Raw genomic sequence first — 25970 nt, 5'->3', positions numbered from 1 at the left:
CTTTTATTCAAAATCTTGAGGAAGCTCTTCTGTTACACTTGGTTCGATTAAAACCTTACGCGGCTTACTACCTTCTGATGGACCAACAACACCATGCATTTCTAGTTCATCCACTAAGCGAGCAGCGCGATTATAGCCAATACGAAAACGACGTTGTAGCAGTGAGACACTCGCCGTTTGCATTTCAACCACTAGATCTTTAGCTTGCTCATACAATTCATCTTCTGGTTGCGCATTAGTACCATTTACTGATTCGTCTTCTTCTGTTACCATCATTTTTTCTTCATAGTCAGCACCTTGTTGCTCTGTAATAAATTCAACCACACGTTCTACTTCGTGATCAGAAATAAAAGCTCCTTGCACTCGAATTGGTTTGTTTTCCCCCATTGGTAAAAAGAGCATATCACCGCGACCGAGTAATTTTTCTGCTCCATTACCATCTAAAATCGTACGAGAATCCGTACCGCTAGAAACAGCAAAAGCCATTCGTGAAGGTACATTTGCTTTGATAATCCCAGTAATAACATCCACACTTGGACGTTGCGTAGCTAAAATCATATGAATTCCAGCAGCTCGCGCCATTTGTGCCAAACGAATAATTGCATCTTCCACTTCATTTGAAGCAACCATCATTAAATCGGCCAACTCATCTACAATAACGACAATAAAAGGCAAAATCGGATTATTTTCTCCATGACTTAAATTACGTGCCATAATCATTTCGTTATAGCCGGTGATATTCCTAACTCCTGCTGCGGCAAATTTTTCGTAACGTTCTTCCATTTCTTTCACTACTTTTTGCAATGCCTGTGCAGCTTTTCTAGGATTAGTTACTACCGGTGTTAAGAGGTGAGGAATCCCATTATAAACATTTAATTCCACCATCTTGGGATCAATCATCATTAATTTGACTTCGTGAGGTTTTGCGCGCATTAAAATACTGGTAATAATCCCATTAATCGCAACTGATTTCCCACTTCCGGTTGAACCGGCAATTAACAAATGAGGCATTTTTGTTAAATCAGCCGTTTGTACGCGTCCAGAAATATCTCGGCCAAGTGGCACTTCTAATAATTTATCTGGATGATCCGGTTGGGCCTCAATAACTTCTCGAAAAGAAACCGTACTGATACTGCTATTGGGAACTTCAATTCCTATCAAAGATTTACCAGGAATTGGAGCTTCCATCCGCACATCTTTTGCAGCTAGCGCCAACGCAATATCATCAGTCAAACTAACAATTTTGCTAACCTTGACACCAACTGCCGGTTGTACTTCAAATTTCGTTACAGCTGGGCCTAAACTGGCCTTTACCACTTTGGCATCAACACCAAAACTTTGAAACGTTTTTTCTAACACGCCGATATTATGTTCAATTTTTTGATACTCATCGCTTTGATCAGTCGGCGGCAGCGAGTCTAATAATGCACCATCTGGCAATTGATAATCATGATTTTCAGCTTCTGCTGGAATTTCAAAATCTAAATCTTCTCCGTCATCAGAAATTTCTGCTGTAACTTCTTTTTCCATCTTCGTATCCGTTGTTTTAACCGCCGGACTTGGTTTTGCCATTACTTTTTCTTGAAAGTGATCAATGGGTACAAAACTCAATTGCTCTGATTCTACAACTACGTCATCTTTTTCTGTCGCTGCCAACTTTTCTCCTGCAGTCAGGGGACGTACTTGGTTTTTCTCGTTACGCGCCAATTCCTTTTTAGCTGCAGCTTTTTCGGCTGCAATTTTTTCCTCTTTTTCAGCTGCTTTTTTAGCTTGACGCGCTTTTTTAGCTGCTTGTCTAGCTTCTCTTTTCTCTGGATCACCAGCTAGAAATTCTTGCAGGTTATCTCCGGCATGTTGCAAGTGTTCTACTAGTTCACCACCACTCATCATACTAACTAAGAACAAGCCAATTAAAGCAAGAAGAACTGCTAAAAAATAACTACCAATTTGGGAAACTAGAAAATAACTCGCTTGATAAAGAATTGCACCCAACATACCACCACCAACATTTTGGCTGATTTGACTGGTCCGAATATCCCCTAACAATGTTCCCCACGTTGTATTGATAATATTTGGTTCCCCACTAATCACATTGCGGAATAATAGTGCATGTAAAAATAATAAAAGTGCTGCATAAATAAATAGTCCTCCAAAAAAGCGTCGAAAACTTTCAAATCTTGCCATCGTTGTTTTGACCATCAACCATAATCCATACAAGGCTAGTGCCACCGCCAGAATTGGATAAGTATTGCCACCGATAATGCGTAGACAATTGGCAATTAAAGTTCCCAAAAATCCCAATCTAAATAAACCTACTCCAGCAAATATTATAAATGTGACGCCGATTGCCGCCAGCATCATCTTTTCTTGTTGTTGCTGTTGTTTCTTTGTAACGCGTTTCTTTTTCTTCTGGCTTTTTCGTTGTGCCATTTATAATCCCTCATTTCATCTTCTTCATTATACAAAAAAAAACAGGCGAACAAAAGTTTTGTTCAACCTGTAAAAAGTTCTCATGGTACAACTATTTTGGTGACACATCCTCACCAAACCATTTCTCAGAAATCTTTTTGAATTCCCCGTTGTCTTTTAATGTTTTAAGAGCAGCATTAATTTTTTCGACCAAAGCCTGATCATTTTTTCTAACGCCAATAGCATAATCTTCATTTTCAAAAGGACCTTTAATAATATTATAGTTATCCAATTGTTTCTTTTGTGTCAAATAATAATCAGCGTAAACTTTATCAATCAATAGCCCATCGATACGACCGTTTTCTAAATCAATAAATGCTTCATTAAAACTAGCATATAAGACAGCGTCATTGTCTGCCACAATATCTTTTAAAACTTCTGGTTGTTTTGTAAATAAATCATAACCTGAAGATCCTTCTTGTGCACCTAAAATTTTCCCTTTCATGTCTTTAAAGGTAGTCAACTTACTTTTTTTAGGTGTAACTAAAACTTGATCATTTTCCATATAAGTATCAGAAAAAAGAACCTTTTTCTCTCTTTCATCCGTTTTTGAATACCCATTCCAAATGACATCAATAGTACCATTGTCCAACTCTGTTTCTTTCATCGACCAATCAATCGATTGAAACTTGACTTTTTGTCCTGTTTCTTTAAAAACAGCAGTGGCTAAATCAATATCAAAGCCAACTAATTTTCCATCTTTATCTTTAAATCCCATTGGTACAAACGTATCATCTAATCCCATTACAACTTCTTTTGGTATTTCATTTGTCTTTGTCTTGGAATTTTCTGCTTTATTCCCACATGCCGCCAATAAACCAATGCTTCCTACTACCGTCATTAATACGCCTAATTTTCTTAATTTCATTTTCACAGCCTCCATTTTCTATTCATTTTGGTGTTACTTTTAACGTTTGATCTGCAATATGTTCAGCAAACGTCCAATCGTGAGTAACCACAATTTGCGTCACGCCTTCTTTTTTTAATGATAAAATCAATTTTTCCACTTGTTCTCTTAAAGCTGGATCTAAGGCGCTTGTGGGTTCATCATAAGCTAAGACTTGCGGATCCATCGCCATCGCCCGCGCAATCGCTACTCGTTGTTTTTGTCCACCAGACAATTGATAAGGATAACTTTGCAATAGATCTTCCAATCCCAGTTGCATCGCCAACTTTTCTGCTTTTTTAGTGTAGACAGCTTGCGTTTCTTTTAAAACCAATTTTGGTGCTAAAGTAATATTTTCCAAGACATTCAAGTGAGGAAATAGTTGAAAATCTTGAAATACTACACCGACAACTTGTTCTTTTTCACTTAGTCCCGTGGGATTAAAAGTTTTACCATCTAATAAAAATGTCCCACTATCGGCTTTTTCTAAACCTGCAAGCATACGTAATAGTGTTGTTTTTCCTCCCCCGGAAGGACCAACTATTGCTAAGATTTCACCGTCAGGTATACTTAAATCCAAATTTTCAAAAATATTTTTTTTACCAAATGCTTTATTAATTTTTTTCAATTCTAACATTTTTACTTCACCTGCCTACCGGTAATAATTTAATTTATTTTCTAAAAGTTTCATAATTAATGTGAATAAGCCTGTCATGACTAAATATATTAGCCCCACTCCAACTAGTGGTAACAACGTTGTATCTCGTTCCATCGCAATTTTTCCAATTCGCATCATATCTGAAAGTCCTAAAATGTAAACTAATGAAGTATCTTTTACTAAATTAACCACTTCATTTCCTACAGATGGTAATGTAATTTTTACTACTTGTGGTATGATAATTCTTTTTATCGTCTGCATTTTACTTAAGCGCAATACCTGTGCTGCTTCATATTGTCCTTGTGGGATAGATTGGATTCCACCACGAAAAATTTCAGCGAAATAAGCTGCGTAGTTAATGACAAAAGCCAATAAAGCTGCATCAAAACGTTCTAAAACCAAACTTGGTAGTAACAAAGGTAAACCGTAAAAAATAAAGATTAATTGTAACAGCAACGGTGTCCCGCGCATAATCCAAACATATACTTGTACCAACAACTTAAATGGTTGAAGATGGCTAGCCAGAATAAAAGCCAAAACAATCCCTAATGGAATGGAACCTAATAATGTTAAGCCAAATAATTTTAACGTAATACCTGCACCTGATAATAATTGTGGTAAAACAGAAATTAAATAATTCATTTGTTTCTCTCCTTTATCTTACTATACAAAAAAAGCCCTCTGACTTTCACGTCAGAGGGCGTAACAACGCGGTGCCACCTCTTTTTTTTACCTTCTCACAAAAGTAAACTCGGTCAGTCAGAAATCGAACAGAATAGAAAAAAGATAATAAAAAAGTCCTTTAGCGCATGCGCTAAAGGACGTAGATTACGTGGTTCCACCTTTTTTTACTCTCGTTTTGCAACTAAGAGCCTCTATAAGTCATCTATCAATGACTGCTGCTGTAACGGGCATACCCGGATTCTCTTACTTTTATTTCAGAAAAACAACTCCAAGATGTGGTTCACAAATCGCTATCGTCTCTTTCCACCAACCAGAGACTCTCTTTAGACAAACAGACTTGCTACTCTTCTTATCGATGTCGTATTATTAAGTTATCTCTAACTTTAAAAGGTTAGATGTATTTTGTCAACTATTTTTTTTGAGGGAGTGTTTTTCATGACAGCAACACCACAAGAAGCCTATCAATTACTAACGGATTTAAATATTCCCTATCAACGAATCGATCATAAACCAATTACTTCTGTTAAAGATGTCCCTTTTTCTCTACCAGGACCACAAGTGAAAAATTTAGTTTTAAAACCACGTAAAGGAGAACAGCGCTTTTTGGTCATTTTACCCGATGAAAAGCAGGCAGATTTAACACATCTTGCTGAAATCTTAAATGAAAAGCGTCTTTCTTTTGTTTCTGAAAAAAATTTGTTAGAATTACTCAATGTGCCCGCAGGTACGGTCACTCCTTTGGCTTTGCCAAATGATCATGATCATAAAATCACAGTCGTTGTAGATAAAGCAATTGATCAAAATGATACGGTTGGTTTTCATCCGAATATCAATTCAACAACTTTAATTATGCAGTTTCGCGATTTTGTCAAAATCTTAGATCATCTTGGTTATAAGCCCTTGTATTTAGCAATTTAATAATTTTTCGAGGTGTAATTGCTCTTATGTTGTTCTTATTTATTTTTACTTTAATTGCCGGTGGTGCCGGCTACTTATTTTATTTATTAACCAAAGACGCTATTCGTGAAGTCTATGAACAATTAGACGACAAAAACGAAAAAGTTCGCAAAATAAAAGCGGTTTGTTTAGGTGTTTTCCATTTAATCGCTTTTTAGCCGGCAAAAAAGCGTCCTTTAGTCCAGCGTAATCCCAAAAGATTAATTTGGGGAGAGCAACTAAGGAACACTTTTTTTATGTAATTTCAAAACTGAACAATATGTACTACACCAACAAATCCAAACCCAAATACTTCAAAACTCCCAACAATACACCTGCCAATATAATAACAGATAAAATCATAAATAATATCAATCCCACTAAAAATCGACGTCTACTTCGCATTGACAGCTCTCCTTTTCCAAAAATAAATTATCCTTGCATATTTATACTAGCACGTATTGATCATTATCTTAAAAAAATGTGAGATATTTTAGCACTCTAACCTACTTTTTTTATAACATTCCCACCTAAAAAAACATTTATTAAAAAACATCGAAGAAATTTTATAAATAACAACGTTATGTATTAAAATTCTATTTTCAATAAATTTCGGCGCAAAAAAAATGTTGTTTCAAAGTATTTTCACGCTTAGCGTTTCGACCTTGAAACAACATTTTATTTTTTGTTTCCTCATTTTTTTCTCACTAAGCCACATAAATAAGAAAAGATAAGTATTTTGATTAATTGTCTTGCAGCAGTTATAAAGGGCATCGTAATAATTTCATTTATTATACATCATAGGCTGTTAATAGAACATTTCCATTTAAATATTCACCTAAATAGATTTCGCCAATTCGTTCATAACCTTGTTTTTTAACCTCTGCTTCTAACCAATCACTATCCTTTTCAATAATTTCTAATAAATCAAAATTGGCTTGACCATCTACTATAATTGGGTAACGAATCATCTCAGCCCCATACTCAATCACATTTAGCTGACCATTTTGTTCCATGACAGCTAACTTTACTTTTTCAACTTCAAAAATACCGTTTGATCGCAATTTAAACATCAAATCATTAGCAGAAATCCCAATCCGTAAACAATCTTGAACATTAACCACTCCATTACGAATAAGTGTCACAGGAGAACCATCAATGATACGTTTGATCCAACGATTGTGTTCTTTAGCAAATTTTAAAATCAACACTAATAACGTCCAAATAATTAAAACTAACACAAATTGTAAGACAGTAATAGCTTCGTTATAAATGACCCCGCCAATAATTCCCCCTAAAACAAAATTTTGAACCTGATCCATCGGCGAAGTTGGTGCCAAATTTCCTTTACCCATAATGGTGATTTGCAAAATTAAGCAAATTAAACCTAATGAAAATTTAGCTAAAATTGGCAAATAGTAACTCATTTTATTTCCCCCTATTTTTGTTTCACAATTTGATCTTTTGATGTCAACAAAGCTACTGCATCTAATTTAAAATTCGTGCCATCTTGGCTTAATGTTACGCGATAACAGTCATCTCCAATTAACACCAGCATTTGATCAGAAAGTATCGTACTATTCACATAGACTTCTTCTGGTGTGACGACTTCATCTTGGGCGACTCTTTTAACAAAATGGACCATTTGAGATGACTGAGAATGATTAGTTTGATCTTGCTTGTAATCGGAATACTGAACTCCCAATAAAAAGAGCAATAACAAAAGCATAATAATCGTTAAATCTCTGTATTTCGTATCTAGCCGATGACGTAAATATGCGCCAAACACAAAAATTAAAAAAAGAAGAACCGTAAAAATCATGCCATATTTAATATAATCGTTTACCCCAGCATTATTTTGTAAATATCCGATACCATAAAAAGTCATTTTAACTCCCCATCCCTTTTTATACTTGTTCTTATTTTAGCATGAAGCAGAATTATTCTTGCTATATTTTTCTATTAATATTTGACATCAGTCTAAAAAATCCTGATAATGTAGCTTAATTAGGGGAGTAGCACATAGAAAGAGCTATGGTTTTAGATCAACAACTCGCGTAAATCGCTGGTCTAAGACATAATTGCCAGACCTAAGTTAGACTATACCTTTTTGAAAAGAAATGGTGGAGTTAATTTTAGCAAACTTAGGAGGATAAAATGAGTCAACAAAAAATGTCAAAAGTATCTGCAGCTGGTCTGCTGGTCGCCATGGGGGTTGTTTACGGAGACATCGGAACAAGCCCTCTTTATGTTATGAAAGCAATTGTGGAAGAAAATGGTGGTCTTCACAGTTTAAATCCCGATTTCATATTAGGTGCTGTTTCCTTGATTTTTTGGACATTAACTTTTTTAACCACTATCAAATATGTCGTCATCGCATTAAATGCCGATAACCACGGCGAAGGTGGCATATTTTCTCTTTACACTTTAGTCCGCAAAAAAAGCAAGTACTTAATTATTCCTGCCATGATTGGTGGGGCAGCACTATTAGCAGATGGTGTACTGACCCCAGCTGTTACAGTGACGACAGCAATCGAAGGATTACGAGGGATTCCTGCTTTTTACGAACGATTTGGAATGGATCAAAACATTATTGTTATAATCACTTTAATCATTTTACTCATTTTATTTACCGTACAACGTTTTGGCACGGATGTTGTTGGTAAAGCCTTTGGACCAGTTATGTTTTTATGGTTCACGTTCCTAGGTGGGATGGGCTTATTCCATTTCGCTCAAGATTTATCAGTCATTCGCGCCTTGAATCCTATGTATGCAATTAAATTATTGGTTAGTCCTGATAATAAGTTGGGGATTTTAATTTTAGGAAATATTTTCTTAGCAACTACTGGTGCCGAAGCATTGTATTCGGATATGGGCCATGTAGGCAAAAAAAATATCCAAGTAAGTTGGCCTTATGTCAAAATTTGTTTATTACTAAATTATCTAGGTCAGGCAGCATGGTTGCTAAGTGTTTATCAAGATCCAAAGGTACAGGCCGTCGAACAATTAAATCCATTTTTCCAAATTTTGCCTGCCAGCTGGATGATTTTTGGGGTCGTTTTCGCAACGATTGCCGCTGTAATTGCTTCACAAGCCTTACTTTCTGGATCCTTTACGCTTGTTTCAGAAGCGATTAAATTACGTTTATTACCGCGAATGAAAATCATGTATCCTGGATCATCAATCGGTCAAATGTATATTCCAGCAGTAAACTTCATTTTGTGGTTGGCTTGTTCATTAATTGTTTTAACTTTTAGAACTTCCTCACATATGGAAGCAGCTTATGGACTATCCATTACCGTTACAATGTTAATGACAACATTCTTACTTTATTTCTATTTAGCTCAAAAGCGTCACAATAATTTATTAGCAGCCTGTGTGAGTCTTTTCTTTGCTGCAATTGAAACAATCTTTTTCATTTCCAGTGCTGCCAAATTCTTACACGGTGGTTTCGTTGCCGTTATCATGGCTCTTTTAATTTTAGCAGTTATGATTATTTGGGAATGGGGGAATATTATACAAGAAAAGGCCAGTGACACTGTTCACTTAAAAGATTACATTCCACAGTTGGCTGCCTTGCGTAGTGATGAAAGCATCCCGATGTATCAAACTAACGTCGTCTTTATGGTTCCTCATGTTACAGATGATGAAATTGGCAAGCAATTTGTTTATTCCATTTTGGATAAACGACCAAAACGCGCCCAAACATATTGGTTTGTAAATGTTATCGTCACAGATGAACCTTACACAAAAGAATTTTCAATCGATACATTGGGTACAGATTTTATCGTTGTTGTTCGCCTATACTTAGGCTTTCGTGTCAATCAAGAAGTCAATGTATATGTTCGTCAAATTATTCATGATTTAATGAAAGATGGTCGCTTACCAGAACAGCCCCAACGTTATTCTCTAACACCAGGTCGTATTGTTGGTGATTTCCAATTTGTATTAATTGAAGAAGAACTTTCTAACAATACTGAATTGGACAAGTGGGAACGACAAATTATGCAGGCCAAACTCTTTATTAAACGCCACACTATGTCGCCTGAAAATTGGTTTGGTCTAGAATATAGCGATGTCTTATACGAGACCGTGCCACTCATTATCGGGAAAATGAAAAAGACACGCCTCATCGAACGGACAAAATAGGTAAAAGGAGCCAGGAAAAAGAATTTTCCTGGCTCCTTTTTATAAATAGACATTATTTTACAAAATTTAAATTGCTTGTAACAAATCATACTGAGATTGATATAAATGGTAATACAAGCCTCGTTGTGCCATCAATTCTTCATGATTTCCACTTTCAGCAATCACACCATTTGCAACGTAAAAAATGCGATCTGCATTTTTTATCGTTGAAAGTCGATGTGCAATAATGAAAGAAGTTCTTCCTTTTAATAATTGTTGTAAACCAGCTTGTAATAACTCTTCTGTTTTAGTGTCAATACTTGAAGTAGCTTCGTCTAAAATTAAAATCTTAGGGTCTGCCAACAAAGCTCGAGCAAATGAAATTAATTGTCGCTGCCCCGCAGAAAGCGTACTCCCTCTTTCTTCGACCACAGTCTCGTATCCGTCTTTTAAATCTTTAATAAAATCGTGCGCCCGAACAACTTTAGCCGCTGCAATAATTTCTTCTTTGGTGGCATCCAATTTGCCATAACGAATATTTTCAATAATTGTTCCAGAGAAAATAAACGTATCTTGCAACATAACGCCCATTTGACTCCGTAAAGATTGTAACGTTACGTCTCGTACATCGATACCATCTACTTTGACACTACCGCCTTTTACATCGTAAAAACGACTGAGTAAGTTAATTATAGTCGTTTTCCCGGCACCAGTCGGCCCCACTAGCGCAATACTTTGCCCTTCTTTCACATGAAACGTAACCCCATTTAAAATATTTTTTCCTTCTTCATAGCGGAAGACTACATCTTCAAAATCAACGCTTCCTTTTATAGGCGGTAAAATCTGAGCGTCTTTGGCATCTTGAATATCAGGAATTTCATCCAATGTTTCAAAAATTCGTTCCAAATAAGCACTGGCTGTAATTAGAGAATTATAAAAATTGCCAATATTAATAACTGGATTCCAAAAATTATTGATATAACTTAAAAAGGCCACTAGAGTACCAGTGGTAACCTCTACACCTAAAGAAGAAATACCGACGTAGTAAATAATACAGGTTGTCAAAACAGCTATATTTTGTACACCAGGCCATAAAAGAAATTGAATCTTGACAGCTTTCATCCAAGAAGTACGGTATTCACCGTTGACCTCGTCAAAAATGCGGGCATTTTCTTTTTCCCGGGCAAAAGATTGGGTAATCCGAATACCCGCAATACTCTCATGAATGTAGGCATTTAGATTTGATTGTTTATTACTCAAAACTTGATACGCTTTTCGTTGCTTGTTTTGAATTACGAGTACTAAGACAAAGAGTACTGGTAGTAAAATCAAGCTATACAACGTTAAGCGCACATCAATAAAAAACATAAACGCTAACGTAATAACAACGCTAAAAATATCTGAAATTAAATTAATCAGACCATTACTCAATAAATCACTTAATGTGTTAATGTAATTTACGACGCGAATCAAAATTTTCCCATGAGGTCGGTTATCAAAATAAGAAAAAGGTAGTCGTTGTAAATGTTCAAAAATATCAAAACGCATATCTTTTAACATATCTTGTCCAATTTCTGTGATATGCATAATGCGATAGCGCATACACCAACCAATTACAACTAAAGAGAGCAGAAAAACCCCCCCTAAAAATAACAATCGGTTGCTATCTTGTTGTGGAATAACAGTATCAATCGCAATTTTTGTTAGATAAGGTCCTAACATTCCCAGAGCATTGGCTAAAATTATAGTCGCAAGTACAGTAAAGATTGCTTTTTTGTAAGGGACGACATAATTTAATAGTCGTTTTAAATCTCCCCAGCGAAACTCTTGGGCTAATTCTTCATCTTCATCAAAACGATTACGCGCCATCTTCTTGTCCTCCTGTTAAACCAAGTTGCTTACTGTATACTTCATAATACTTTCCGCGTTTTACAACTAATTCTTCATGTGTTCCTTTCTCGACAACATGTCCTTTTTCCATTAAAAGAATCAAATCGGCATCCTTAACAGAAGAAATACGATGGGCGATGACAAATGTCGTTTTTTCCGTTGTTAATTTTGCCAATTCCTGTTGAATTTTTGACTCTGTTTCCATATCAACAGCCGAAGTAGTATCATCTAAAATTAAAATCGATGGATTCTTTGCTAATGCTCGTGCTAAGGAAATCCGTTGTTTTTGTCCTCCAGATAAACCAACTCCGCGTTCACCGACAACTGTTTCGTACCCTTGAGGCATCCGGGCTATAAAAGAATCTGCATCTGCGACAGTTGCCATTTGTCGTATAAAATTTTCATCAGCATAAGGGTTACCAAATGCAATATTATCTGAAATCGTATTCGAAAATAAGAAGACGTCTTGCATTACCATAGAAATATTTTCTCGTAATTGGCGGACGGGATATTCCCGTGCATCTTTTCCATCAATTAATACTCTTCCTTGGGTTGGATCATAAAAACGCCCCACCAAATTTACTAAAGTTGTTTTGCCAGAACCCGTTTCCCCTAAAATTCCCACTGTTTTGCCAGGACCTGTTTTAAAACTAATATTAGACAAAACATTGTGCTCAGGGTCATCTGAAAAATGAAAACTAACATTCTCAAAAACAATTTCCCCTTTAATGGGATTAAGCGTTTTTTCATCCTCTACAGGAATACTTGATTTTTGTCCTAATAGTTGTCGAATTTTAATACAAGCAGCATTAAAACGCTGTACGTCATTAATCAACCACCCACTCATGCGCAACGGATTATTTAACATCCATAAATAACCATTAAAAGCCACTAATTGACCTAATGACATATTGCCACGAATAACCAAAATACCGCCAAAAACTAATGTAATAACAGCCAATGTTCCTGCAAATCCATCCAACCATGGTAAAAAGCGGGCAGATACTTTAGCTGAATCCATATTACGCTGTTTAAAATCTTCGTTATATTGTTTAAATTTATTTAGTTCAAAATCTTCTCTAGCAAATGCTTTAACGACACGATTACCGCCAATATTTTCTTCCACCATCGAATTTAAGCGCGAAAAACTCTCCCGTATTTCAAAAAACTTGGGATGCGCTTCTTTAGCCATTTTATTTGTCAAAATAAAAATAACTGGTGTAACAATTAACAACGCAAATGTCAACTGCCAACTGATAAATGCCATAACAATCACCGCAGCTAAAAACCACAGCACACACTCCACAATATTGTACGTTACCCACGCAACAAAATGACGAATCGCATCGACATCTCCTGTCATACGTGCCATGATATCACCCACTCGTGTGTGATTGAAAAAGTCAAAGTCTAAACTTTGCAATTTACGGTACATATCTTCACGCAGGACATAAATTGCATTTTGACTCATTCTTTCACACAAAATTTGATACATATAGCGGACAATCGTCCGAAAAACAGTCGTACCAATCATCAATATAATCAAGGGTAATAGCCATTCTTTTTTACCTTGATTAATGACATCATCTACAATTAGGCCACCTACATAAGGATTCACTACAATTAAAACAGCATTTAGTATAATAAATAGACAAATAAGACCAAAATGATTTCGTGACTTCTTAACATAACGCCAAATCCATTGCATATTAGACATAAATCCACCTCCAATTTCTTGTCTATAAACATCTTAGAGTAATCCATTGGAAAAGAAATGGGATATCTTCTTTAAAATGATGTAAAATATTAACAAAGATAATTTTTATAATGCTATTTTCAGCTACTAAAAAACGTTTGCAAATTTTGTATTTTTTTCAATAATTTCGTTTAACTAAAAAATTACAGGAGTTTATCATGCATTTAATCAACGCCCAGACTTTTAATCCGGAAATTTTATATCTTTTTGATGCCTGTTGTGACGAAGATTGGGTTGGTGAATTTCACGCCCACGATTTTTTAGAAATTTCTCTCGTGCTAGAAGGCGAATCGGAATACTTCTTTGAAGATTTACCTCAGACTACTATTCGGGCAGGACAAGTTTTACTATTTAATCCTGGCTACCATCATATGGAACGTCATGTAAAACAAACTTCCCACCAACTGCACATTGGGATTAAAAATTTCACTTTACAAGGATTGCCCCGAAATACTTTTCCCCATAAAAGCCCCATCTTGAATTTGGGCCGTCATCAGCAAAATGTATTGCAAATTGCTTGGCGCCTACTAGAGGAATTGTATCAAGATGCACCTGAAACATTGGTCTTACGCAAAATACTAGTTAGTGAAATGTTGGTGCACATTTTACGTGGTTTAGATGATACCAATGAGCGCCAACCAACTTTTTTATCTAGCCGTCAACAGCGACAGCAAAAAATTGTCAACGACACTATTTATTTTCTGGAAAACCACTTTAAAGAAGAAATTACATTAGAACAGCTAGCCCAGATACAATTTGTCAGTCCAGCCTATTTATCTCGGTTGTTTAAAGAAATTGTCGGAGAAAGTCCTATCAATTATTTGATCAAATTACGGTTAAAAGAAGCCAAACATTTGTTAAAGACCACACCTTTAACGATCAAACAAATAGCCCAAGCAACTGGTTATCAAGATGCTTATCACTTCAGTAAATCTTTTAAAAAGCAATTTGGGATTGCGCCTTCTAGTTTAAGCGAAAAAAAAACATCATAGCTTTTTACCTTTAGTGAGCAAAATTATCTTTCAGCTCGATAAATTCATTTGTAGATTGAAAAAAGGAGAATTCCAAAAAGAAAAAATACCATTCCAAATACTATCTTTTTATTATCACTTCGTTTTCCATTCGTATATGCAATGATATTATTTAGAATTACAGAAATAAACACCGCTAATTGTGATAATAAAAATGCAAATGATATAGAAACGCTTTCGCCTAAACGAAAAAGGCTAAAATTGGCAATTGACCAAGCCACTCCTGTCAAAATGTTTTTAGAAACTAACATTTTATTGAACTTGACCTTACGTAGATTACTAATAATCAGGGTTGTAACAAACATCCCAACAGCTTGGGGTAAAATTAAGCTTTCATTTTTTATTTGAAAAAATTTCGGGAAAATGATATATAAACACAAAGAAAATGATGAAATCAGAATTATTATCATTACTTTCAAAGGAGCTGTTTTTGAATTTTCCGTTTTATTTGGACCTTCTCTTGGTGATGAAAATAATTTTGTTCCTATTAAAATAGATATAATTCCAATAATACTAACCATAAAACTTATTAATGAGTGCCACTCGTTAAGCAATATTCCACCACCCAGTGTTACAAAAATTATCTGTGTACCATTTGATAATGGCATTACTTGAGAGACAGACTCTCCTTTTAGAGCAATAAATTGCAGTAACTGGCCAATTGACCAAAAAGCCCCCGACAAGAAGCCTACCGTAAATATCAATGAATTAAAGTTAATATTTGTATTAGAATAACTGCTAAACATAAATGAAAATACCAAAGCCGCTAAAGTTGTTCCTAATAATTGATCTTCTGGTTTACCACCTATATTTTTTGCTAAAATTGGCATTATTCCCCATCCCAACGCGGGAAGAAACATCATAAAAATTTGCATAATCCCGATTCCTTCCTAAAAACAGCTCACTTCTTTTTAGAAGTGAGCTGTTTTGTTAACTTTTTGACTTCATATAGGCTTCAAAAGCTTCTCTAACTTGTGGAACTGATAATCCAACAATAACCTGAAAAGCATTTTTGTTGCGAACAACTCCATGGGCTCCAAATTGTTTAAACGCATTGTCATCTTTTACTTTTCGTTCATCTACTACCGAAATTCGCAATCTTGTCGCACAATTAGCAACTGAGTCAATATTCTCTGCTCCTCCAAAAGCATTTAAAAAACCAATTGCTTGATCAGAATATAACGTAGATTCTCCACCTAACTGTTTTTCTTTGAAATCTTTTTTTGTAAACAATTCTACTTCATCACTGGTTCTACCCGGTGTTTTAAAGTCAAATCGTAAAATCAAAGTTCTAAAAACAAAGAAATATATAATGATAAATACTAAGCCGATACCGACTTGAAGTAAGTATGTCTGCCAATGGTTAGCCCACATGGGAATCCAATTTTTTGTTATCAATTCGATTAATCCACCGCCCATATCACCAACTACACCAAAGGCATACTCTGTTGTTGCCAAAATCGCAGCAAGTAATGCATGAATAAAAAACAGAGCAGGTGCTACGAATAGAAATGTATAATCAAATGGTTCTGTAATGCCACATAATACCGCAGTCAATACACCTGGAACGATTAAAGCTAATACCTTTTTCTTATTTTCTTTCTTAGCAGTTACATAAAAGGCTAATGCAATACCTGGAATCCCGAAAAGATTAGATAGGCCTTGCAAACTAAAACCACCTTCAGGAAATAACGACTTCAAGCTTTGTGTTGATGAAGCAAATTCTTTCATATGTTCCATCCAATACAAAGTTGTTCCTCCCTCCACAACAGCCGGGCCATATTGAAAAGGCGCGTAGATAAAGTGATGTAATCCAGTTGGTAATAAAGCTTTCTCCAAGAAAATATAAGTAAACACACCAAAATTTCCTGACCTTACCATAAATCCTTGTAAAGACTGCACACCATGTTGAAACATAGGCCAAATCCAAGCAAATAAAAATCCCACAGCTAACATTACCCAAAAACCAATCATAGCAACAAGTGCTGATCCTTGAAAAATACCCAAAAATTCAGGTAATTTAGTATCAAAAAATTTATTGTGAAGATAAATTGCAATAGCAGCAATTACAATCGCACCTAATACACCAGTATCGAGCGTTTTGACACCACCTATCATCTTCAATCCATTTCCTGCTTCTTGAGAAAAATCTACACCAAAATTTGAACCAAATAGTTCCAAAATTTTTGAGACAAAGACATTAAAACTCATATACAAAACAAATGATTCTAACGCAGCTCTTGACTTAGCTTTATTTGCTAACCCTAACGGCAACCCTATCGCAAATAGAATTTCCATGTTATTAAAAACTGTCCAGCCACCTGATTCAATTATTTGCCAAATTTTATTCCACATAGTCCCATCAGATGCTATTGTTCCAACAATATCTGGATTATTAACAACAGAAGCAATTGCAACAACTATCCCTGAATAAACAAAGAATAATACTGGTGTAAACATTGCGCCCCCAAAACGCTGAACTTTTGCCATCATAGTAAAAATCCTCCTATTTTCAATTTAACTCCGGCCAAAAATCTCCATTTGCTTCAATTAATTCATCTAAGACAACTTTTGCAACTTTTGCAGATGGTACAGTTTGATTCAAGGTAAAAGCTTGTAAAGCTTTTTGGTAAGAGTTTTCAAAATACGCATCAACTAATAGTTTTTCAGCTGCATTTTGTGCCTCCATTAAACCTTTATGAAAGTCATTAATCTCAAATCTTAAAGAGATTGGTTCAGCACCTGTTCTACCAACATAAGCAGGAATTTCCACCATTGCATCACTACGCAAATTGGGAATAGCCCCCATATTGGGAACAATAAGCATAAATCGGTCATGCTTATCATTCAATATTGATACAGCCATATCAACAATATATTGACCATGTTCACCAAAATTAAAATCCAAAATATCTCCATCTACTTTTTCTCTAATTTTTCTTGACATTTCTTTGGTACGCTTTTCTCGTCCATCCATAACCATATTTGCACGGGTATACTTGGGATTGGATTTTTCTACAACTTCATTTGAATATAGATAATACTCTAAGTAATTATTTGGTAGAAAATCCGGAAAATTTTTTGTCATGACACACAGCATATCCCATGCTTCTTGCCACGTCTTATCACCTGAATTAAAATCAGCAACTTGTAATCCATCTGCATTCAATTTTTCAATAATTTCTGGCATAACGTCACGATCTAAAGATTTATCATAAATTGATGTATACCATCCAAAATGGTTTAGTCCATAATATGTCGGAATCCAATTTTTACGGTCATAACCATAATTAATTGCGACTGTTTCCTCAATCGAAATTGTCATGTCACACGCATTCAACATTTTTACATGTGGAAATGCTCTACGAACTGCTTCTGAAACTAATGTTTCCGGATTTGTATAGTTTAATAACCAAGCATCGGGAGCATATTGATCCACATAGGACACAATTTCCAACAATCCTTTAATCGAGCGTAATCCATAAGAAAAACCACCGAGTCCACACGTTTCCTGCCCAACCAAACCATGACTAAGTGGAATTTTTTCGTCGATTTCTCTCATTTCCATACCGCCTACACGTATTTGAGAAAATATAAAGTCAGATTTTATAAAGGCTAACTTAGGGTCTGTGGTCTGGGATAGGGTGACTTTTTTTTCAAGGGCTTCTTTTTTTAACATATAGTCAATGATCTGATACATATCATCATTACGTATTTCATCAATATCGTATAATGTAATCGATGTAAAATTGAATTTATCTCTACTATTAATCATTGCTTGAACAATTCCAGGTGTGTACGTACTCCCGCCACCTGCGATTACAACTTTCAAATTATTCATTTTCATAACTATCACTCGACTTTCTTTATGTTATACTCACATTATAATTAAATAGAAAAGAAAAAATATCTATTTTAATGAAAGCGATTTCGTTTGCATTTTATGATTTCTATTTTATAACGCGAAATTCATTTCACAAATTAATATCATGAGGTCAAAGATGAGACTAGAAGAAAGAATCAATAAAATTAAAACTTTTTCGAATACTGAATACAGTCTAATTGAATATATTCTATCCGCTAAAAGTAAGGTGATTTCTATGCAAACAGCGGATTTAGCAGAAGTAACCTTTACTAGTCCAGCTAGCGTAACCAGATTATCAAAAAAATTGGGATTTTCTGGATTTAACGAATTGAAGTTTTTTTTAAAGTCAGAGCTCGAACGACAAGAAAAAATCAGTATGGAAAGTTGGGATTTACTACAAAATGATATAAATAAGACAATTAGCTTAATTTCAGAAACAAATTTGATACCTATGAACGAGTTAATTGCAAAAGCAACTAAGATCTTTGTTTTCGGCACAGATTGGGGTGAAAGAAATGCAACTGAATTATTAGTTAGAAATTTTATGACTATAGGAGTATTTCTAATTTCTGTCCCTTCAATAACTGAGTTTCGTTGGATTGCTGAAGAAGTGACCCCAAATGACCTCGTTATAGTTGTCTCTTTTAGTGGCGAAAATACCGAAGTCACTGAAATTTCACGTTTAATCCTATTAAAAGGAACAGAGATAATTTCCATTACACCACTAACTAAAAATCATTTATCTAGTCTAACTGTCAATAACCTTTATTATCAGACTTCTGAACTCCCAAGACTAAGTAACAATCCTAATGCTGAATATAATATGTTTACAACACTGCATATATTATTAGATGCACTTTTTAGAAATTACTATGATAACTTTTTGCACTCTTGATGCTAGTTTTCACTATTCAACAAAATGACAATTATTTTGTTCCTAAATTTAGTAGTTTTTTTTTTAATTTATTCTAATATGTACTTAACAGTTTTCGTGGAATTCTCCTTGCTATCTGGCTTTTTGTAGTGTATATTTTTATCAGCAAAAAAATTCACCTCTGAAAAATTATTTTAATGGTTACAACTGTTAAATTTTTTCAAGACATCCTTTAACATAGTCCAGAGAGGCTAAGAAGGGTCCGTCGCAAAGCAAAGGGATAGCATTACTCCTTTGTATCCATTGACGATCCTCCTGCCGAAAAGGGTAGGATTTTTTTGTATCAAAATTTATAGGAGGATTCTCATGGAAGAAAAAAATGATATTCACTTTCACAATGATGATGTTGTCTTAGACATCCACGATCGTCCCGCACCTTTTCACTGGTTCGGATTAAGTTTACAACACTTGTTTACTATGTTTGGTGCCACAGTTTTAGTCCCAATCTTGGTAGGAATTAATCCAAGTATTGCTTTAGTCAGCTCTGGTCTTGGAACATTGGTGTATTTAACGGTTACGAAAGGCAAAATTCCTGCCTATCTCGGCAGTAGCTTTGCTTTTATTGCTGCCATGCAAATGTTAATGAAAACAGACGGTTATCCCGCCATTGCCCAAGGTGCGTTGACTACAGGTGTGGTTTATCTAATCGTTTCTTTTGTAATAAAAAAAATTGGTACTTCGTGGTTAGATAAAGTTTTACCACCAATTGTTGTAGGACCAGTTATCATGGTTATTGGTCTTGGATTAGCTAGTAATGCCGCGAACAATGCCATGTACAACACGAGTGGTAATTATGATTTCAAATATGTTGCTGTCGCTTTATTGACTCTCGCTGTAACAATTATTTTCAATATGTTTTTAACAGGTTTTTTAGGTTTGATTCCCATTTTACTAGGTATTATTTCAGGTTATTTCATTGCCTTAGCTTTTGGTATTGTTAATTTTCAACCTGTAATTGATGCTCCTTGGTTTCAATTGCCCGCTTTTGAAGTCATGTTTGTACAATACCAGCCTAAATTATATTTAAATGCCATTACTACCATGGCACCGATTGCCTTTGTAACAATGACCGAGCATATCGGACATTTAATGGTTTTAAACAAATTAACTAAACGTAATTTCTTTAAAGATCCTGGCATGGATCGTACTTTAATGGGGGATGGCTTAGCACAAATCGTAGCGGGGTTTGTCGGCGGGCCTCCAGTAACAAGTTATGGTGAAAATATTGGTGTGCTAGCTATTACTCGCGTTCACAGCGTTTTTGTTATTGGCGGTGCAGCTGTATTTGCTATTGTTTTAGGTTTTGTCGGTAAATTAAGTGCGCTAATTTTAAGCATTCCTGGTCCTGTAATTTCAGGTATCAGCTTTGTTTTATTCGGAGTTATTGCTGCTAGTGGACTGAAAATTTTGGTCGAAAATAATACCAATTTTGATAAAAAGAAAAACTTATTGATTACTTCAAGCATTTTAGTAATTGGGATTGGCGGGCTCGTGTTTGAAGCCGGAACGTTTACTTTATCGGCCATGGCATTATCAACTTTAATCGGTATTTTCTTAAATTTAGTTTTACCAGATCGCTAAATATCAATTTGCCTCACGTAAAAGTGAGGTTAAACTAAAAAGAACGTGTCCCAAAATAAGGGACACGTTCTTTTTAGTTTCGTATTAATCTTCTTGTTTCATCGCAGCTTTCAATGCTAAAGCTAACGGGCTTTCTGCCGCTTCTTCTTCTTGACTGTACTTTTTAAGTAATTTCCGTTCTTCATGCTTGGTCATTTTTTTGCTACGTGTTTTCTTATCCGGAATTTTTTCAGTAATTCCGCAATATTTACATTTGAAGAAAGCACCATTTTTACCATCTAAAATTTCCATTTTCTTATGACATTGTGGACAACGATGATTGGAAAGTTTCGGTTCTTTTCTTCGACGATAGCTGCATTCGTTATTGGAACAAAGATAAATTTTTCCGTCTTTGGTGTTGCGTTCTTTCAATTGCGAACCACATTCCGGACAAATCTTAGTTGTAAGAGAATAGTCTTTATACGTTTCTTGTGAGTTTTTAATTTCACTCACTAATCGAGCGGTGTCTTTTTCGATGCCTTTTAAAAAAGTATTAGCAGATTCTTTGCCTTGAGCAATATTTTCTAAACTCTTCTCCCATTTAGCCGTTAAATCTGGACTTACTAAAGAAGCGTTGACTAAATTCAACAATTGTCTGCCTTTTGGTGTCACTGCTAAGACATTTCCACGCCGTTCCATCAATTCCGATTTTAACAACTTTTCAATAATTTCAGCACGAGTTGCTGGCGTTCCCAGCGCGTATTTTTCCATTTGCGCTAGCAAACTTCCCTCTGTCGCAAATTTAGGCGGCGCTGTCAGTTCCTTATTAATGGCAAACTGACCTTTAATACTTTGAACCTGCCCCCAATCCGTTACTTTTTCAACAGCTTTTTCATTTGATTTTTGCCAACCACTTTGTAAAACTTTTTCTTGGCGAAAAACAAATTCACCCCCAGCAAATGTCACCACTGCCTTTACGTTGGCTGTAATATATTCTTCAGCAAATAAACCTAAAAATCGTTCGACAATAAGATGATAAATACGACTTTCATCAGTAGACATTTTTTCAAAACGTGGCCGTTCTTCCGTGGGAATTAACGCATAGTGATCGGTCACTTTGCTATCGTTGAAAACAGCTTTTTGTTTCACTTTGGCTCCGTTTTTCAAATATTCTTTTGCTCGCACATCGACATGGGCTAGTGCTTGCAACCGTTCTTTTAAAGTTGTTGCTACATCTTTTGGTAAATACTTTGAGTCAGTACGCGGATAACTGACTACTTTATGGGTTTCATATAAACTTTGAACTAACGATAACGTCTTTTTCGCTGAGTAGTGATACAAATTATTAGCTACTCGCTGCAATTCTGTTAAATCATATGGTAATGGCGCAGATTGTGCTTTTTCTTTTAGTGTAACGTCCGTTACTTTACCGATTTGATTTTGCCACTTTGCTACAACTGTTTCCGCTTCGTTACGATCATGAAATTGTTGTGGATTTTTTAACTGCAAACGTCCTTTTTCATCACCGTAAAGTAAGTCTACTGTGTAATACGTTTGAGGAATAAATTTTTCTGATTTTTCTTGGGCTCTTGCTACTAAAGCTAATGTTGGTGTTTGAACCCGTCCTGCACTTAAGCTATCGTGATATTTTACAGTTAAGGCCCGCGTCACGTTTAACCCAACTAACCAGTCCGCTTTTCCTCTGGCCACAGCAGATTGATATAAATTATCGTATTGCTTTGCTGGCTTTAATTGTTGAAAGCCCTCTTTCACAGCTTTTGTTGTTTGCGAAGAAATCCATAAACGTTCCAAAGGCTTATTAAAGCGAATCCATTCAAAAATATAACGCCCAACAGCTTCTCCTTCACGTCCGCCATCTGTAGCTATAATTCCACCGATAATATCTTTACGTTTGGCTAAATTGCCAATTAGTTTTAATTGTCGATTCGTTTTAGGTAGTGGCTTAATGCCAATATGTTTGGGAATCATAGGTAATGTTTCCATATTCCAAGTTTTCCACTCTTGTTTAATATCTTCTGGTAATTTTAACGTTAATAGATGACCATAAGCCCAAGTGATAACGTATTGCTCATTTTCAAAATAATCTTTTCCTTGTGGCTTTGCTCCTAATACTTTAGCAAAATCTTTGGCCACACTTGGTTTTTCAGTAAGTACTAATTTTTTCCCCATATTAGCTCCTTTATAAAAATTAATTGCAATACTTTCATAACAGCGCTTTTTGCGATGTAAGCGAATTTTTTTTGACGCCTTTTTTGCTAATTGCGTGCCTTTCATTATAACAGCTCCCCGAAAAAAGCTAAACTGCTATTACCTAATCTTACAAACTACAATTAAATTCCAAAATTAATTTTCAAATTGTATTTTTCTGCTAATAAAAAAGCTTGAACTAGCCACCACAGCTAATTCAAGCTACAAATAATGTTCAATTGGCAACTTTACGTTTACAAACACGTAGTTTGCCTTCACCGTTGATTGTTTGGCACAATTTGCTAGAACTTTTTTCAACTATGGCATTGTAGTCTTTCAATAATGCCAAACCAGTGTACTGCTGCAAGTAATCATCACATTCTTCACACCAACGTTCATCACTTTCGTTCCAAAAAGCAGCTTGATAATTTGGATGTGATTTCAAATGTGAAAAACGTGGGCTTAATTCGAGCCACTTATTCTCATAAAATTGTTCGGCAGCTGTTAAATCACTAAAAGTATATTCTTCTGTGATATCGGTTTGCCAATTTTCAAAGAACCACCAAGGCTCATTATCCCCATACATTATAACAACCTGATACATGATTTATTGCTCCTTTTATTCCCCATTTGCACTAATCATACTCAGGAAACGTGACTATGACAAGAAATTCGCACCAAACTTAAATAACCATAATTATTTTTATTTAATTTGATTAAGCTTGTGAATTTTCTTCTTATAAAGAAATAATTTTTCATAAAAATAAAGAAACGATTTCTTTGATACTTTATCTTGCACGTAAAATACTTGGATCGTTATTATCTAATTAATAATGTTCATGTAAATAGGCTAAAACGTTCGGTGCCAATTGTGTTGCTGATTCATTTTCTTGACGATCTTCCAACATACTGATAAAAAGATAACCGCTATTTTCTCCTTCGTATGCAAGTAAAAAGCTGTTCTGTTGTCCTCTTTCATCTTGTTTTTCTTTTATTTCAGCCGTACCAGTTTTAGCAGCTAAAGGATATCCCAAGCTATTTAAACTATGGGCGGTGCCATTTGGATCACTTACAACGGCTTTTAGATCCTCATTGATTCTATCTACACTAGTTTCTTTGACAACATCTGCCTTTTTGCTTACTTTTACATCTGTTAAGAGTTTGGGATAAACAAGTGTTCCTTTATTAGCAAAAACAGAATACATAGTTGCTTGTTGAATAGGATTAATTAACAATTGACCTTGTCCATAACCGGTATCAGCTAGTAAAATGGAGGAATTGAAACTTTCTTCGTTACTAATTTGGGCTGGATTCATTGCCAGCGGTACATTCAATTTTTCACCAAAAATAAATTTATTTAAGCCTGCTCGAAAAGCTTTTTCGCCCATTTTCAGTGTTTCTTGTGCCATATAAATATTATCAGAATAAACAAGCGCCGCTTTTAAATCTACCTGCCCTACATCAGCTACTCGTGTCACATAATAATTTCCCCATGAAGTATCTTGCTGCCATTTTAAACCCTTAATAGCTAGTTTCTCATTCGGATTTAGACTCGCATTATCTAATCCAATTGCCGCAGTAATCGCTTTAAAAGTCGATCCTGGTGCATATCCTGTTAAAAACCGATTCAAAAACGGCTTTTTCTCATCTTTTTCATAAGTATCATAATCCTTTTGAGAAATTCCATTTGTCATCTTATTAGGATCATAGCTAGGACTACTAACTAAAGCAAGCAGCTCGCCATTATGTGGTGCACTCACAACTGTTGCACCTCTTTTTTTTGCTAAAGCATTATAAGCTAATTCTTGCAAGCTACTATCAATAGTTACTTGAATTGCCGTACCATCTTGTTTCTTTGTTTCGAGTAAAACATTTTTTTCATTACCTTTCTCATCAGTAATTGCTAATTTCCCACCAGCTTTTCCACGCAATTTTTCATCGTAAACAGCTTCCAGACCGGCACGCCCAATTTCTCCTTCACTGGTTAATTCTGGATGCTTTTTTAAGTCATCAGCAGTAATTTTCCCTAAATATCCTACTAAATGAGCTGCCGCTGCGCCTAAAGGATATTTGCGACCTGTAATTTCTTGAATACTGGCACCCGTCGGTAATCCTTTTACTTCATCGACAATTTTCAACGGTACAAAATAATTTGGTTTTACCCAACTTTGTTCTACTGCTTGAATGATTTGTTTTTCTGTTAAATCGTAAGTTTCAGCGATTGCTTTTATATTTTTTTCTTTTTTATCCCCCTCACCTAATTCTTGTGGAACTACGCCCAATTGTTGTAAGGGACCATTTTCGGCTAAAGGCTGGTTATTTCGATCCAAAATTTTGCCACGTATTGGTTCATCGACTGTCATACTGACTTTATCTTTGCCGCTCATTTGTGGAAAAATCAAATTTGGCCCCCATTCCAACTTTGGTTTTCCCTCTTCATAAGCTAAATAAGTTTGATATTTTAAATTTTTCAACTGCCCCATTGCTGTTGAAAAAGACAATTCATAAGATACTTGATACTTATCTTCTTTTTGTTTTACTATTTTCAATTTGTCCATTTTGATATTTTTTACTTCAATAGCTGTGAAAATATTTTGATATTTTGCGGTAATCTCTTTATCACTATAACCATTTCGTTGCGCTGTATCTGCTAGAAATATCTTGGGAAGGCTATCATATTTTCCTTGTGATAGAAATTGCGTGAATTCTTTTACAAGGGCAACTCTTTGTTTCTGTTCATTTTTTGTTTTGCTATGATAGGCCAATAAGCCACCTGCTATTGCTAATAAAAGAGCGCCTATAAGGATAAAAATTAATTTGAAATTTTTCTTGTTCTGTTTATTTTGCCGTCTTAATTGTTCTGTCATGCTTACGCTCCTAATAAAATAGTTATTTTATTTTACCGCATCTAAAGGGATATTTTTTTTGAATATATTCTTTTTTAGTAAAAGTTAATGAAATTTAA

The 25970-nt window shown here is 35.2% G+C and carries 20 protein-coding genes and 1 other annotated feature; of the genes, 6 read left to right on the top strand and 14 right to left on the bottom strand.

Annotation, left to right across the window (positions count from 1 at the left end; all coding sequences use genetic code 11):
* Window positions 1–3: 3 nt before the first annotated feature.
* From EsVE80_RS02060 to EsVE80_RS02045, 4 genes are all read right to left on the bottom strand, one after another.
* A complete protein-coding gene (locus tag EsVE80_RS02060; RefSeq protein ID WP_173102242.1) occupies window positions 4–2430 on the bottom strand; it encodes a DNA translocase FtsK in 2427 nt (808 codons plus the stop codon).
* Window positions 2431–2521: 91 nt separating this feature from the next.
* Complete coding sequence (locus tag EsVE80_RS02055) at window positions 2522–3337, bottom strand: amino acid ABC transporter substrate-binding protein (RefSeq protein WP_173102241.1); 816 nt, start codon at window positions 3335–3337, stop codon at window positions 2522–2524.
* Between the two features lie 22 nt (window positions 3338–3359).
* A complete protein-coding gene (locus EsVE80_RS02050) occupies window positions 3360–3992 on the bottom strand; it encodes an amino acid ABC transporter ATP-binding protein (RefSeq protein WP_173102240.1) in 633 nt (210 codons plus the stop codon).
* Between the two features lie 15 nt (window positions 3993–4007).
* A complete protein-coding gene (locus EsVE80_RS02045) occupies window positions 4008–4655 on the bottom strand; it encodes an amino acid ABC transporter permease (protein ID WP_173102239.1) in 648 nt (215 codons plus the stop codon).
* A 172-nt stretch (window positions 4656–4827) separates the two neighbouring features.
* Window positions 4828–5062 (bottom strand) — a binding site (T-box leader).
* Window positions 5063–5132: 70 nt separating this feature from the next.
* Between EsVE80_RS02045 and EsVE80_RS02040 the strand changes: the two genes are divergently transcribed.
* Window positions 5133–5615, top strand: coding sequence for a YbaK/EbsC family protein (locus tag EsVE80_RS02040; RefSeq protein ID WP_173102238.1), 483 nt, complete (start codon window positions 5133–5135; stop codon window positions 5613–5615).
* A gap of 26 nt (window positions 5616–5641) precedes the next feature.
* On the top strand, window positions 5642–5812 hold the full coding sequence (locus EsVE80_RS02035) for a hypothetical protein (RefSeq protein WP_173102237.1): 171 nt from the start codon (window positions 5642–5644) through the stop codon (window positions 5810–5812).
* Between the two features lie 612 nt (window positions 5813–6424).
* On the opposite strand, the gene EsVE80_RS02030 is transcribed toward EsVE80_RS02035, so the two are convergent.
* Both EsVE80_RS02030 and EsVE80_RS02025 read right to left on the bottom strand, forming a co-directional pair.
* Complete coding sequence (locus tag EsVE80_RS02030) at window positions 6425–7060, bottom strand: DUF421 domain-containing protein (protein ID WP_173102236.1); 636 nt, start codon at window positions 7058–7060, stop codon at window positions 6425–6427.
* Between the two features lie 11 nt (window positions 7061–7071).
* Window positions 7072–7521, bottom strand: coding sequence for a DUF3290 domain-containing protein (locus EsVE80_RS02025; RefSeq protein WP_173102235.1), 450 nt, complete (start codon window positions 7519–7521; stop codon window positions 7072–7074).
* 269 nt (window positions 7522–7790) lie between these two features.
* Here EsVE80_RS02025 and EsVE80_RS02020 point away from each other — a divergent pair, with 269 nt between their 5' ends.
* A complete protein-coding gene (locus tag EsVE80_RS02020; protein ID WP_173102234.1) occupies window positions 7791–9782 on the top strand; it encodes a KUP/HAK/KT family potassium transporter in 1992 nt (663 codons plus the stop codon).
* Window positions 9783–9848: 66 nt separating this feature from the next.
* Here EsVE80_RS02020 and EsVE80_RS02015 read toward each other — a convergent pair whose 3' ends face one another.
* Window positions 9849–11630 (bottom strand): ABC transporter ATP-binding protein, encoded by a 1782-nt coding sequence (locus tag EsVE80_RS02015; protein WP_173102233.1) that lies wholly within the window; start codon window positions 11628–11630, stop codon window positions 9849–9851.
* Window positions 11620–13368: an ABC transporter ATP-binding protein gene (locus EsVE80_RS02010; protein ID WP_173102232.1), complete on the bottom strand. Its 1749-nt coding sequence runs from the start codon at window positions 13366–13368 to the stop codon at window positions 11620–11622. Before EsVE80_RS02010 ends, EsVE80_RS02015 begins: the two co-directional genes overlap by 11 nt.
* 197 nt (window positions 13369–13565) lie before the next feature.
* Between EsVE80_RS02010 and EsVE80_RS02005 the strand changes: the two genes are divergently transcribed.
* Window positions 13566–14399: a helix-turn-helix domain-containing protein gene (locus tag EsVE80_RS02005; protein WP_173102231.1), complete on the top strand. Its 834-nt coding sequence runs from the start codon at window positions 13566–13568 to the stop codon at window positions 14397–14399.
* Between the two features lie 44 nt (window positions 14400–14443).
* Here EsVE80_RS02005 and EsVE80_RS02000 read toward each other — a convergent pair whose 3' ends face one another.
* From EsVE80_RS02000 to EsVE80_RS01990, 3 genes are all read right to left on the bottom strand, one after another.
* Window positions 14444–15268 carry a GRP family sugar transporter gene (locus EsVE80_RS02000; RefSeq protein ID WP_232061248.1) on the bottom strand — a complete coding sequence of 275 codons (825 nt, stop codon included), beginning with the start codon at window positions 15266–15268 and terminating at the stop codon, window positions 14444–14446.
* Window positions 15269–15368: 100 nt separating this feature from the next.
* On the bottom strand, window positions 15369–16931 hold the full coding sequence (locus EsVE80_RS01995) for an alpha-glucoside-specific PTS transporter subunit IIBC (RefSeq protein WP_173102229.1): 1563 nt from the start codon (window positions 16929–16931) through the stop codon (window positions 15369–15371).
* Window positions 16932–16950: 19 nt separating this feature from the next.
* Complete coding sequence (locus tag EsVE80_RS01990) at window positions 16951–18285, bottom strand: family 4 glycosyl hydrolase (RefSeq protein WP_408639865.1); 1335 nt, start codon at window positions 18283–18285, stop codon at window positions 16951–16953.
* Between the two features lie 154 nt (window positions 18286–18439).
* Between EsVE80_RS01990 and EsVE80_RS01985 the strand changes: the two genes are divergently transcribed.
* Window positions 18440–19198 carry a MurR/RpiR family transcriptional regulator gene (locus tag EsVE80_RS01985; RefSeq protein WP_173102228.1) on the top strand — a complete coding sequence of 253 codons (759 nt, stop codon included), beginning with the start codon at window positions 18440–18442 and terminating at the stop codon, window positions 19196–19198.
* 345 nt (window positions 19199–19543) lie between these two features.
* Complete coding sequence (locus tag EsVE80_RS01980) at window positions 19544–20818, top strand: solute carrier family 23 protein (RefSeq protein ID WP_173102227.1); 1275 nt, start codon at window positions 19544–19546, stop codon at window positions 20816–20818.
* An 84-nt stretch (window positions 20819–20902) separates the two neighbouring features.
* On the opposite strand, the gene EsVE80_RS01975 is transcribed toward EsVE80_RS01980, so the two are convergent.
* From EsVE80_RS01975 to pbp4, 3 genes are all read right to left on the bottom strand, one after another.
* On the bottom strand, window positions 20903–22987 hold the full coding sequence (locus EsVE80_RS01975) for a DNA topoisomerase 3 (RefSeq protein ID WP_173104102.1): 2085 nt from the start codon (window positions 22985–22987) through the stop codon (window positions 20903–20905).
* 253 nt (window positions 22988–23240) lie between these two features.
* Window positions 23241–23609 carry a DUF1033 family protein gene (locus tag EsVE80_RS01970; protein WP_173102226.1) on the bottom strand — a complete coding sequence of 123 codons (369 nt, stop codon included), beginning with the start codon at window positions 23607–23609 and terminating at the stop codon, window positions 23241–23243.
* 223 nt (window positions 23610–23832) lie between these two features.
* A complete protein-coding gene (pbp4, locus tag EsVE80_RS01965; protein ID WP_173102225.1) occupies window positions 23833–25872 on the bottom strand; it encodes a penicillin-binding protein PBP4(5) in 2040 nt (679 codons plus the stop codon).
* Window positions 25873–25970 lie beyond the last annotated feature (98 nt).

Origin of the sequence: Enterococcus saigonensis, assembly GCF_011397115.1 — a bacterium.
Lineage (GTDB): Bacteria > Bacillota > Bacilli > Lactobacillales > Enterococcaceae > Enterococcus_C > Enterococcus_C saigonensis.
Note: the sequence above shows the minus strand (reverse complement) of the source record. Positions and strands in the feature narration are given on the sequence as shown.